This is a genomic window from Mesorhizobium sp. M0293 (assembly GCF_040321735.1).
Classification (GTDB): Bacteria; Pseudomonadota; Alphaproteobacteria; order Rhizobiales; family Rhizobiaceae; genus Mesorhizobium.
Genome location: NZ_JAMYSA010000017.1, coordinates 19,265 through 31,416 on the forward strand (window position 1 = coordinate 19,265; position 12,152 = coordinate 31,416).

The window sequence follows — 12,152 nt, forward strand, 5'->3', positions numbered from 1 at the left end:
CGAAGGCGATTGCTGTAGATTGGCCCAATGAAAGATTACGAACACCCCTTCTTCCGGCCTTTGTGGCGGCGTGTCGCCGTCGTCGCGGTCTGCATCATCTGGTCGATCATCGAGTTCGCCACAGGCACGCCGTTCTGGGGCGTCATCGCGCTTGGTTTCGCCGGCTACGCCGTCTGGCAATTTTTCTACCTCTACAAGCCGGTCGATGAGACCAAGGCCGAGGCCGAACCGAAGGAGTGACTGATCCCATGCGTTGGCGATTAGCTTGCGGCGCTTCTCGCTTCGTCATCCTGGGGCGGAGCAAGGAGCGAAGCGACGCAGCGCAGACCCCGGGATCCATGCCGCGACATCAAAACAGCCGCCGCGGTGCAGTATTCCGTCCCGCTGCGCTCTTGGACTGAGGTTACGGCATGGATCCTAGGGTCTTCGCGACGGAGCTTCGCTCCTGCTTCGCCCTAGGATGACGAAGTTGGGAGACTTCGGCCAATTCTCGAAGATTTGCGATAGGAGAGACAAAAATGTCGAAGCTGCTCGTCAAAGCCAATAAAGGCCATGGCCGGGTCGCCCATGTGACACCGCAAATCGCCGGCTGGACCTATGTCGGTTTCGACCTGCACCGACTGAAGCCCGGCGAGAGCGCGTCCGGAAAAACCGATGATCGCGAAGTCTGCCTGGTGTTCGTCACCGGCAAGGGCACGGCGTCCGCCGGCGGCAAGGATCTGGGCCTGCTTGGCGAGCGCATGTCGCCCTTCGAGGGCAAGCCGTGGTCGGTCTATGTGCCTGAAGGATCGGACTGGTCGGTGACGGCGGACACCGAACTGGAACTCGCGGTCTGCTCGGCGCCGGGCCTTGGCGGCGGTCTGCCGGTGCGGGTGATCACACCGGACGATCTCGGCCAGGAGGTGCGCGGCAAGGGCACCAACACGCGCTACGTCACCAACATATTGCCGGAGGGCAAGCCGGCCGATTCGCTGCTGGTGGTCGAGGTCATCACGCCCGGCGGCCATACGTCGAGCTATCCGCCGCACAAGCATGACCAGGACAATCTGCCCGACGAATCCTATCTCGAGGAAACCTACTATCACCGGCTCAACCCGCCGCAGGGCTTTGCCTTTCAGCGCGTCTACACCGACGCCGACAAGAATGGCCATCGCGCGCTCGACGAAGCGATGGCGATCGAGGATGGCGATGTCGTCCTGGTGCCCAAGGGCTATCATCCCTGCGCCGCCTGCCACGGCTACGATCTCTATTATCTCAACGTGATGGCCGGACCGAAGCGGACGTGGAAATTCCACAATGCGCCCGAGCACGAATGGCTGATGAAAGCCTGACAGGCCATTCTTGAAGACCCGGGGACTGGTCCAGCACGAAAAAATCGTCGGCTAATGACCCGGCCGCACCGTTTTGTTATCGGAAACGCTGCAAAGCTTCGTCAATCCGTCATGGAAATCACCTATGGCAGCGGAGCTGACAAGGACCTTCCATGCGCTACGCCATCTATTTCACCCCCCGGCAGGACGAGCCACTGGCGCGGATCGCTGCCAACTGGCTCGGCCGCGACCCGTTTGGCGCGGCGACAAGGCCGGTCGAGGCGGTGGCCGACCTGTCGGCGGCGGAAGTCGCTTTCCATACCGCTTCGGCGCGCCGCTATGGTTTCCACGCGACGCTGAAAGCCCCTTTCCGCCTGGCCGCCAGCGAGACGGAAGCCTCGCTGCGCACGGCCCTCGACCATTTCGCCGAGGCGACGGCGGTGGTGACCATCCCGCGCCTCGTCGTCAGCCAGATCGACAGCTTCTTCGCATTGGTGCCGGAAGGGCCGCTGCCTCTTCTCAACCGCTTCGCCGATGACGTGGTGCGCGATTTCGATCGCTTTCGCGCCCCGCTGACCGAATCCGAGATTGAGCGGCGCAGCCCGGATTCGCTGAAGCCAGCCGAGTTCCGCAATCTCTGCCAATGGGGCTACCCCTATGTCTTCGAAACCTTTCGCTTCCACATGACGCTGTCCGGCCGTGCGGCGTCACAGGAAAGCCCTCGTCTTCGACTAGCAATCGACAGCCTGTTTGCGCAGGTGCTGCAACAGCCGGTGCTGGTGGATGCGCTGACGCTGTTCGTCGAAACCGAACCGGGCGCACCGTTCATGGTGCTCTCGCATCACGCGCTCGGGCGCCGCCCGGCCAGAAAAACCGCCTGAACAACCAAGGACTGCCTGAAATGACCGCCGAAACTGTTCTCCACAACGCCCGCATCGTTCTTGCCGACGAGATCGTCGAGGGTTCGCTGGTGCTGCGCGACGGCTTTATCGCCGGTATCGATGCCGGCACCAGCCAAGCCAGCGGGAGCGTGGCCGGCGAGGATATGGGTGGCGACTACATCATTCCCGGGCTGGTCGAACTCCACACAGACCATCTCGAAGGCCACTACGCGCCACGGCCCAAGGTGCGCTGGAACCCCATCGCCGCCGTGCTCGCCCATGACGCGCAAGTGGCGACAGCCGGCATCACCACCGTGCTCGACGCCTTGCGAGTCGGCATGGACGAGGATGCCGACCTGACGTCGACCGACATCCGCAAGCTGGCCGATGCGATCGAGGACAGCGTGCAGCAGGATCGTCTGCGGGCCGACCATTTCATCCATCTGCGCTGCGAGGTTTCGGCGCCGGATTGCCTCAAGGCTTTCGCTAATTTCGACGGCGACGAGCGGGTCAAGCTGGCATCGCTGATGGATCATGCGCCCGGCCAGCGCCAGTTCGTCAACCTCGAAACCTATGCCTATTATTACCAGCGCAAGCTGAAGCTGACCGATCGCGACTTCAAACTGTTCTGCGAAAAGCGGATGGGGGAATCGGCGCGCAATTCCGTGCCGAACCGGGCAGTGATCGCCGCCGCCTGCCACGAGCGCGGGATCGTGCTGGCCAGCCATGACGACGCCACCCTTGGCCATGTCGGCGAAGCGATCGAACAGGGCGTGCGCGTCGCGGAGTTCCCGACCACGGAAGAAGCCGCCAGGGCTTCGAAAGAGGCCGGGCTCGGCGTGCTGATGGGTGCGCCCAACGTCATGCGCGGCGCCTCGCATTCGGGCAATGTCTCGGCCCGCACGCTGGCCAGCGACGGCCTGCTCGACATCCTGTCGTCCGACTACATTCCCTTCAGCCTGATCCAGTCGGCGTTCTTCCTCGGCGACGTCGTCGACGGCATTTCACTGCCGCAGGCGGTCGCCATGGTCTCAAAAAACCCGGCCGAGGCGATTGGCCTAACCGACCGCGGCGTCATCGAGCAGGGCCGCCGCGCCGACCTCGTGCGCGTGCGCGTCGACGACCATGTTCCGGTCGTACGCACCGTCTGGCGGCAGGGACGCCGGGTTGCATGATGGTGTCGGCGTTGATCGAGCGTGAATTGTCGGCCGAGATGTTTCCGATCCGTGACGGCGTCTTCGTCGCCGTCGTCGGTCCAAGCGGCGCCGGCAAGGACACGGTGATCGGCTATGCCCGCAGCCGCTTTGCCGACGAGACAAGGCTGGAGTTCGTCCGCCGCGTCATCACCAGGCCGAGCGATGCCGCCAGCGAGGATCACGACACGCTGGCCGACGCCGCCTTCGTCGAGGCCGAAGCCGACGGCGCCTTCGCCATTTCCTGGGAGGCGCATGGCTTGCGCTATGGCATCCCCGCCGATGTCGACTGGTCCGTCGCCAATGGCCGCGTTGCCGTGGCAAACGTTTCGCGCGCGATCATCCCGGTGCTGCGCGAGCGCTATGCCAATCTGGCGGTGGTCGAGATCACCGCCTCGCCCGACGTGCTGGCAGAGCGTCTGGCGATGCGCGGCCGCGAGTCACGCGGCGAAGTGCTGGCGCGACTGGCGCGCAGTGCCAATGTGAGCCTGTCGGGACCTGGCGTCACCTCGATCGACAACAGCGGCCCGCGCGAAGCCGCCGGCGAGCGCTTCGCCGACGTGCTACGCAAGGCGATGGCTTTTTCCGACATGTCGGGCTTGATCTAGGCTAGCCTTCAAGCGCGAAGGGCATGAACGAGACGGTGCCGGCGATGCTTTCGGTCGGGGCAAGCACGATGATGCCCTCGTCCGGATCGTTCCATCCGTCGCGGTGGAAGGCGCCGGAGGCATTGGTCTGCGGCTCGACGCAGAAATACGGTTTCGCAGGATCGGCATAAAGCATCAGGTGCTTGAACATCGGATCGGCCTTGATGCGCAGCCCGACGCCGCGTGTCGGGAAGCGGATCTCGGCCTCGCCGCTCCAGCCGCCATAATCATTGTTGCGCCAGCCGCCCGGCAGAGGCCGGCCATCGGCGAAGTCGAGTTCGGGGGCAAGCGTGATCGGATCGCCGGCAATGCCTTGCGGTTCTTCCAGATAGAACCGCGTGGCGTTGAACCGCAGCGTCACGTCCGGGTCGCGGTCGAACCAGGGATGCAGTCCGAACCCGAACGGCATCGAAACCGGCCCGGTGTTGGTGATCGTCATTCGGACCGCGAGGCTTTCATCGGAGGCTTCGAAAAATTGCGTCGCGCGATAGGAATAAGGCTCGGGACCGGCGGTAATTTCGAGCGACAATCCGGCCCTGTCGGCGGTCGCGTCGGTGACAGTCCAGGGATACTTCCAGCCACTGCCATGCACATTGATTGTTTCGGGGAGATTGTTCGGCTGGACCTGCCAGCGTTTCCCTCCGAACATGAAGGCATTCCCGGCGATGCGGTTGGCGTACGGCATCATCGGGAACATGGCGACGCCAAGCACGTTGCCGGCTTCGCGATCATGGTCGCAAAGCCGGCGCATGAGATCGATGCCGCGCCAGCGCAGCGCGCCCAGGCTGCCGCCGATTTGCGGCGCCAGTTCGGCTTCAAGCGCGCCCGCCTTCAGCATCAACAGTTCAGGTTTCGCGCTCATGGCCTGCCATCCGTCCGCCACCGACATCCGGCATGATGTGGAGACGTCCCGCAATCGCAGAAGGGCGGCAAGGCCGCAACCATTTCATTCATGCCGCCAGGCGCCGACAAACGCGCGGCGCGTCCTGGCAGGGCGGTTATTCCGCGGCGGCGCCGGCGGCGCTTTTGCGGGTGGCATCGACCATCAGCCGCCGTTCCCGGAACACGCCCCATTGCTGGTCGACCAGCACGCCGATGAGGATAACGCCGCCCATCACCGCGAAGTTGAGCGATGACGGGATGCCGAGCAGATTGACGAGGTTCTGCAGCTCTTGCAGCAGCACCGTGCCGAGGATGACGCCGATCAGCGAGCCCTCGCCGCCGCGCAGCGAGAAGCCGCCGAGCACGGCGGCTGCGATGGCGTAGAGTTCGTAGAACTGGCCATGGCTGGCCGGCGATATCGAGCGCGTGTACATGGCGAAATAGATCGCCGACAGCGCCGTCAGCACGCCGCAGATGACATAGGCAGCCATGACGACGCGGCCGGTGCGGATGCCGGAGTATTTCGCCGCCTCCTCGTTCTTGCCGATGGCGTAGAGATAGCGGCCGAACACCGAACGATGCAGCACCACCCACATGACGATGGAAATGACGATCAGCGCGATGAAACTGTTGGGCACGCCGTATGAGCGCCCGGCGGTCAGGAATTCGAGGTTGGGAAAATTCTGGCCGAAGGCGAAGCCGGCGGTGCCGTCAGCGGTATAGAAGCGGGCGACGCCGCGGTAGATCAACAGGCCGCACAGCGTGACGACGAAAGGCTGCAGCTTGAGCCGCGTGATCAGCCAGCCATGCACCAGGCCGATGATGGCGCCGAGGAACAGGATCAGCACGAAGGCCAGCGGCCAGCCCACCTCGCGCACGGCGATGAAGTCGATGAACAGCGTGCCCAGCAGGGCGACCACCGAGCCGACCGACAGTTCGATGCCGCCGGTGATGATGACGAAGGCCTGGCCGATCGACAGGATGCCGAACAGGCCGATCAGGTTCGAGGTGTTGGCGAGGTTGATCGGCAACAGGAAGCGCGGATTGATGATCGCCACGATGGCGCCGACCACCAGGATCAGGATCAGCAGGCCGAGATCTTTCTTGCTCATCGTCTTCTCCCCAATGCCCGCCCGAGAAGGTTCCGGACCGGAACCCGTGGCAAAACAAAAAACTATTTCGGCTGCTTGCCCACCGCCAGCAGCAGCACGTTTTCCTGGCTGAACCGGTCCTTGTCGAGAATGCCCGAGATCTGGCCCTCATGCATGACGGCGATGCGGTCGGACACGCCGATCACCTCTTCCATGTCGGAGGAGATCATCAGCACGGCGACGCCGGCATCAGCGAGTGCACGCATCAGCCCGTAGATTTCCGCCTTGGCGCCGATGTCGATGCCGCGCGTCGGCTCGTCGAGGATCATGACTTTCGGATTCATGGCCAGCCATTTGCCGAGCACGACCTTCTGCTGGTTGCCGCCCGACAGCGTGCCGGTGCGCGTCTGCACCGACGGCGCCTTGATGCCGAGATCTTTCTTTTGCTTCTCGGCGGTGGCGGTTTCGGCGCTGGCCGAAACCAGGGAGCGCCGCGCATGCGCTGGCAAATTGGGCAGCGAAATATTCTGCGCGATCGACAGGTCGAGCAGGATGCCGGTCAGCTTGCGGTCCTCGGGCACCAGGAAGATGCCATGCGCGACGGCATCCGCCGCGGAAGCCAGCACGAGCGGCTTGCCGTCGAGCTCGAGCGCGCCGCCAAGGCTTGAGTCGATGCCGAAAAACACCCGCGCCAGCTCGGTGCGGCCGGAACCGACAAGGCCGGCCAGGCCGAGGATTTCGCCGCGCCTGACGTCGAGATCGACCGGCCGGCCGGGGTAGGCAGGAGTGCGGATGGCCTTGGCCGACAGCGCCGTGGCGCCCGGTGCCCGCGCGGCTTCGGATGCCTTTTCGCGCTCCTTCAGCATGCGGCCGATCATCAGCTTGACCATCTGGTCGTGGCCGATGTCGCTCTTCGGCAAGGTGCCGGCCAGCATACCGTCGCGCAGCACGACGACGCGGTCGGCGACGCGCTCGACCTCGTGCAGGCGGTGCGAAATGAAGATGACGCTGATGCCGTCGGCCTTCAGCGCCTTGATGACGTCGAGCAATTTGTCGGTTTCGGCGAGCGGCAGGCTCGATGTCGGCTCGTCGAGGATGACCAACCTTGCCTCGATCGACAGCGCCTTGGCGATCTCGACCATCTGCTGCTGCGCCAGCGATAGGGTCGCGACCGGTGTGTCGGCGGAAAAATTGGCGCCGACGCGCTTCAACAGCGGCGCCACCATGGTGCGCAGTTTCGCGCGGTCGACGAGCCTGAGCGGCCCGGCGCGCAAGGGCTCGCGGCCGAAAAAGATGTTGGCGGCGACATCGAGATTGTCGAACAGGTTGAGTTCCTGGTGGACGAAGGCGATGCCCGAACCCAGGCTGGCTTCGACGGTCAGGCCCTTGTGGGCGGTGCCATCGACGGTGATCGTGCCGGTGTCCGGCGTGGTGACGCCGCCGAGGATCTTCATCAAGGTCGATTTGCCGGCGCCGTTTTCGCCGACGAGACCGATGACCTCGCCTGGCCTGACCTCCATGGAGAAGCCATCGAGCGCGACGACGCCCGGATAGGTCTTGCGCACGTTCTCAAGGCTGAGGAACGGCGTGATTGCTGCGATGGATGTGTCGGAATAGTTCATCATGCCTGACAGCGATTGGCGATCTCGCAGACTGACTGGCCTGATCGAACCCGTCAATAAAAAGCGAGGCGTTGGCGCTGCCCCTCACCCTTACCCTCTCCCCGTGAAGAACGGGAGAGGGGGATTGCCAGCGTTGGAGCGCGTCCCTTCTCCCCGTCACTATACGGGGGGAAGGTGCCGGCAGGCGGATGAGGGGCGGCGCCGACGACGATCAGTTTCCGGCCATCGCCTTCAGGTTGGCGGCATAGGCGTCGACATCATCCTTGCCGATGATCTTGGTCGGGATGATGATGAGGTTGCCGTCCGGGATGCCCGACTTGTCGCCCTTGAGATAGGCAGCCATCAGCTTCATGCCCTGATAGGCCCATTCGAAGGGCTGTTGCACGACGGTTGCGGCAACGGTGCCTTCCTTGACGCCGCCCAGCGTGATCGGATCGTCATCGAAACCGACGACGGTGATCGAGCCGAGCTTCCCGGCATCGCGCAGCGCTTCATAGATGCGCGGCGTGTTGTAGGAGTAGAAGCCGACCATGCAGGTGACGTCGGGGCTGGCGACCAGCGCGTCCTCGACATTCTTCTTGGCGCGCGCCTGGTCGATGTCGTCGCCGCGCACGTCGATCAGCTCGATCTTGGTGCCGGCCAGACCGTCCTTCATGCCCTGGATGCGCTCCTTGGCATTGTCGGCGCCGAGCAGACCGACGAAGCCGAGGCACTTGCCGCCATCGGGCATCGCCTTCTTGGCGATTTCGGCCGCCTGCTTGCCGGCATCGACGTTGGACGAGCCGATATAGGCGACGCGCTTGGTCTGCGGGGCGTCCGAGTCGGTGGTGAACAGCGCCGTTTCCGAAGCGATCTTGTTCAGCCCGTCGGTCGAGGTCTTGGGATCGACGGCCGAGACCATGATGCCCTTGACGCCCGCCGTCACCAGATCGTCCATCAGCCGCTGCTGGATGGCGACCGAGGACTGCTCGGGATATTTGAGTTCGAGATTGTAGTCCGGCAGTTCGCCTTGCGCCTTCTTGACGCCGGCTTCGGCGGCCTTCCAGAAATCGGAAGCGCCGTTGACGACGAAGGCCAACGTCGGCTTGTCGTCGGCGCGCGCGATTGCCGTGGCCGACAGGCCAAGCAGCAGCGCCGCGGTGGCTACGGATGCATTTCGTATCAAGGATTTCATGTTCAACCTCCCATTTGGCTCAGTCATCAGACTGACCGATCTTGCACTGACCTGATTTTGCCGTTTGCAGCTTGGACGCCCTCCTCCTCAAAGGGTTCCCGGCAACGAAAGAATGACGCCGTTCCAGCCACGATGCGGACCTTAGAGACTCATCCTTCATTCGTAAATAGTCCGATTTGTCAGACATATCACAATATCCGAGACATAGCTCGCGGAGGTAATATCCGCTCGCCATCGGGCCATTTTCGTACTCTCCCACCGCCTCCGGGCCAGTCGGGCCGGACGCGACGGATTGACGGTACAGCGCATTTTTGTATTAGTAAACAGTATTAGTTTGGGGCGACATCAGAGGGCATGATTGCGGTTTCGCGGCGCATCTACCAACGAGCCGCCGCCCCGGCTGCGCCAGGATCCAAGCCTTATAATATTTGTATTCAGGGTTGTGTGGAGATGAATGACGGATGGACCTTGAAGGTACTAATAGATATAAATTCCCGTGGCGACCTCTATAAATCGACAACGTCACGCTATCTTGTCGACCTGACAGGTCGCCGCTAGACAGACCGGGGATTGGGAGTGACATGAGCGAGACCATCGACACGGCGAGACGCCGCAAGGCGCCGGCGAAGAGCGCCAGGGGCCGCGTCACCATGACCGATATCGCCAGGGCCGCCGGCTGCTCGCAGGCGACCGTTTCCTTCGTGCTCAACAACTCGCCCGGCATCAAGCTGTCGCAGCAGACCCGCGAACGGGTGATCGAGGCCGCGCGGACCCTTGGCTATACCGCGCCCGCCTTCGAGGCACTTCACCCGCCGCTTCCGGCGTTCGAGGGACTGGACGGCGTCATCGGCTTCGCCGTCGACCAGCTCGCCACCAGCCCGGAAGCCGTGGTCGCCATCGAGGGCGCGCGCCAGGCCTCATGGAATGCCGGCAATGTGCTTCTGGTGGCGCAGACGCTGGGCGATTCCGTCATGGAGCCGCGCGCCATCGCAGCGCTGACCAAGCGGGGCATTTCGGCGCTGATCTACATGACCATCTTCACCCGCGAGATATCAGCGCCCGACTATCTCTACGGCCTCGACATCCCGGTGATCCTGCTCAACTGCTACACGGCGGACTATGCCTTCCCGGCCGTGGTGCCAAGCGAGATCGCCGGCGGCCAGAGCTCGACCCGCCACCTGATCAGCCACGGCCACCGCCGCATCGCCACCATCACCGGCGAGCCGTGGATGCAGGCCGCGCAAGACCGGCTGAAGGGCTACCGCCGCGCGCTCGCCACCGCCGACATCCCGTTCGACCCCGAACTGGTGGTCGAGGGCGACTGGTCGGCCAGCGCCGGCTACGCCGCGACCGTCAAGCTGCTAGCACTGAAGGACCGCCCGACCGCCATCTTCTGCCAGAACGACCGCACCGCGATCGGCTGCTACGAAGCGCTGAAGGAAGCCGGCCTGCACATTCCGCAGGACATTTCCGTCGTCGGCTACGACGACGAGGAAATCGCCCGGCATCTGTTCCCGCCGCTGACAACCTCGATCCTGCCGCACATGGCGATGGGCCAATGGGCGATCGAACAGCTGGAAGCGCCGGCGGCGCCTGGACGGGGGCGGTATCCGATTACGAAGCTGGAGTGTCCGCTGGTGGAGCGGGAGAGCGTGAGGGGGGTGGTGGCTAACGCAAATTGAGCAGTTGGCGCACCCGACAGGATTCGAACCTGTGACCTCTGCCTTCGGAGGGCGCTATATCGCTTTCGCTATGGTGCGCTACAGTATCCAAATCTCCTATTAAACCAATATGATACGGCGCATCACGTCGCCGGGCATATCCATTTTTTGCCTTGAGCTTGCTCCCATTTGGTTGCACTATGGTTGCAACGTGGAGGACCCTGGAGGCAAGATGCCCAAGCTTAGCAAACGCGCAATCGAGAGCCTTCGGTCAGATGGCACCAAGACAGGAACCCTTTACTGGGATACCGAGCTCAGAGGGTTCGGCGTCAGAGTGTTCCCATCCGGGCGAAAGACATTTGTGGTCAAGTTCCGCACCCACAGTGGACGCCAGCGATGGCTGAAGATTGGCGCCTATGGTCCACTGACCGCGGAGCGCGCACGTGACCTTGCGAAGATCGAGCTGGCCAAGGTCGTGGAAGGCAAGGATCCGGCGACGCTTCGGCACGAGTTGCGAAATGCGATGTCCGTCTCTCAGCTCTGCGAGCTCTACATGGAGGCCGCCTCGGCCGGCCTGGTTCTTGGCCGCAAGGGACTCCCCAAGAAAGACAGCACGCTGTCAACGGATCGTTCCCGCATTGAGGCGCATATCAAGCCTCTGCTGGGACAGCTCAAGGCCAGAGCGGTTACGCGAATGGACATGGAGCTGTTCAAGACAGGCGTCGTAACCGGAAAGACCGTCAGAGACGAAAAACTCGGGCCACGGCGTCGGTCGATCGTGAAAGGCGGCAAGGGTGCGCTGACTCGCACACTAGGGCTTCTTGGTGCGATCTTTGCCTGGGGCATCGATAGTGGGCATGTCGAGCAGAATCCGGTGCGCGGTGTGCGTCGTTTTGCGGATGCGCAGAAGAAGGCACTCCTAACCGGCGATCAGTATCGCGCGCTGGCAGAGGCCCTTCATACACTTGAGCAGAAACGCGATCGCCACGGCGCACCTAGGCACAGCCAGATTGGAATCGCTGCCATTCGCTTCATTGCGCTGAGCGGTGTCCGACGTGGCGAATGTCAACAATTGCGCTGGGACGAGGTAGATTCTCTGGGAACTTGTCTCGCCCTTGGCGAGACCAAGACCGGACCATCCTTGCGGCCGCTCAGCCAGGCTGCATTTGCGATGATCGACAGTTTGGAGCCGATTTCGGACTACGTGTTTGCCGCCGGGCCTGAGCAAGCGGGTTACCAGGGGCTACCTGGCCTCTGGGAGATGGTTCAAAAAACGGCACGCCTTTCGGCTGAGGCAGCTGCGGCCGGGTGCCGTGACGAAAAGCTTCCCGTGGTCGGACCGCTCGATGCCGTGACTTTGCATAGTTTGCGCCATAGCTTCGCGGGCGTTGCGGAACAGCTCGGGGCTACGATTCCGACGATTGCCGCGATGCTGGGGCATCGGCTCAGCGGGGTGACCGGCGGCTATATTCTGAAACGCGTGGATAGCTTGCTGATCGATGCGGCGAACGGAGTGGGCGACCACATCGCTGCGCTGATGCGTGGCGAGGCACCATCCGCACGGGTGATACAGTTTCGTCCCAGAGGCAGGAACGCAGGCTCAAAGGCGGCAGCGAGACTGCCGGCCATTGAATGCCGCCAGATTTGACGCTATATTGCGTCATACATGCGTCAATCATAGGAAGCAGCTG

Annotated in this window: 11 protein-coding genes; 7 read left to right on the forward strand and 4 right to left on the reverse strand. The window is 63.1% G+C overall.

The window, feature by feature from the left end:
* Positions 1-27 precede the first annotated feature (27 nt).
* The 5 genes from NKJ06_RS09240 (at position 28) to phnN (ending at position 3,992) form a co-directional block, all read left to right on the forward strand.
* Positions 28-240, forward strand: coding sequence for a DUF3329 domain-containing protein (locus NKJ06_RS09240; RefSeq protein ID WP_352630574.1), 213 nt, complete (start codon positions 28-30; stop codon positions 238-240).
* Positions 241-518: 278 nt separating this feature from the next.
* Positions 519-1,331 carry a 5-deoxy-glucuronate isomerase gene (gene iolB, locus NKJ06_RS09245; RefSeq protein ID WP_352630572.1) on the forward strand — a complete coding sequence of 271 codons (813 nt, stop codon included), beginning with the start codon at positions 519-521 and terminating at the stop codon, positions 1,329-1,331.
* A gap of 152 nt (positions 1,332-1,483) precedes the next feature.
* A complete protein-coding gene (locus tag NKJ06_RS09250; RefSeq protein WP_352630571.1) occupies positions 1,484-2,191 on the forward strand; it encodes a DUF1045 domain-containing protein in 708 nt (235 codons plus the stop codon).
* A 20-nt stretch (positions 2,192-2,211) separates the two neighbouring features.
* On the forward strand, positions 2,212-3,366 hold the full coding sequence (locus NKJ06_RS09255; protein ID WP_352630570.1) for an alpha-D-ribose 1-methylphosphonate 5-triphosphate diphosphatase: 1,155 nt from the start codon (positions 2,212-2,214) through the stop codon (positions 3,364-3,366).
* A complete protein-coding gene (gene phnN, locus NKJ06_RS09260) occupies positions 3,363-3,992 on the forward strand; it encodes a phosphonate metabolism protein/1,5-bisphosphokinase (PRPP-forming) PhnN (protein WP_352630568.1) in 630 nt (209 codons plus the stop codon). Before NKJ06_RS09255 ends, phnN begins: the two co-directional genes overlap by 4 nt.
* 1 nt (position 3,993) lies before the next feature.
* Here phnN and NKJ06_RS09265 read toward each other — a convergent pair whose 3' ends face one another.
* The 4 genes from NKJ06_RS09265 to NKJ06_RS09280 all read right to left on the reverse strand — a co-directional run bounded on the left by NKJ06_RS09265 (position 3,994) and on the right by NKJ06_RS09280 (position 8,800).
* Entirely contained in the window at positions 3,994-4,893 is a 900-nt protein-coding gene (locus tag NKJ06_RS09265; RefSeq protein ID WP_352630567.1) for an aldose 1-epimerase, read from the reverse strand.
* 136 nt (positions 4,894-5,029) lie between these two features.
* On the reverse strand, positions 5,030-6,025 hold the full coding sequence (locus NKJ06_RS09270) for an ABC transporter permease (protein WP_352630565.1): 996 nt from the start codon (positions 6,023-6,025) through the stop codon (positions 5,030-5,032).
* 62 nt (positions 6,026-6,087) lie between these two features.
* Complete coding sequence (locus NKJ06_RS09275; RefSeq protein ID WP_352630706.1) at positions 6,088-7,626, reverse strand: sugar ABC transporter ATP-binding protein; 1,539 nt, start codon at positions 7,624-7,626, stop codon at positions 6,088-6,090.
* Positions 7,627-7,837: 211 nt separating this feature from the next.
* On the reverse strand, positions 7,838-8,800 hold the full coding sequence (locus tag NKJ06_RS09280) for a sugar-binding protein (protein WP_352630563.1): 963 nt from the start codon (positions 8,798-8,800) through the stop codon (positions 7,838-7,840).
* A gap of 581 nt (positions 8,801-9,381) precedes the next feature.
* Here NKJ06_RS09280 and NKJ06_RS09285 point away from each other — a divergent pair.
* Together NKJ06_RS09285 and NKJ06_RS09290 are read left to right on the forward strand one after the other, a co-directional pair.
* Positions 9,382-10,482: a LacI family DNA-binding transcriptional regulator gene (locus NKJ06_RS09285; RefSeq protein ID WP_352630561.1), complete on the forward strand. Its 1,101-nt coding sequence runs from the start codon at positions 9,382-9,384 to the stop codon at positions 10,480-10,482.
* Positions 10,483-10,693: 211 nt separating this feature from the next.
* Entirely contained in the window at positions 10,694-12,109 is a 1,416-nt protein-coding gene (locus NKJ06_RS09290) for a tyrosine-type recombinase/integrase (protein ID WP_352630560.1), read from the forward strand.
* Positions 12,110-12,152 lie beyond the last annotated feature (43 nt).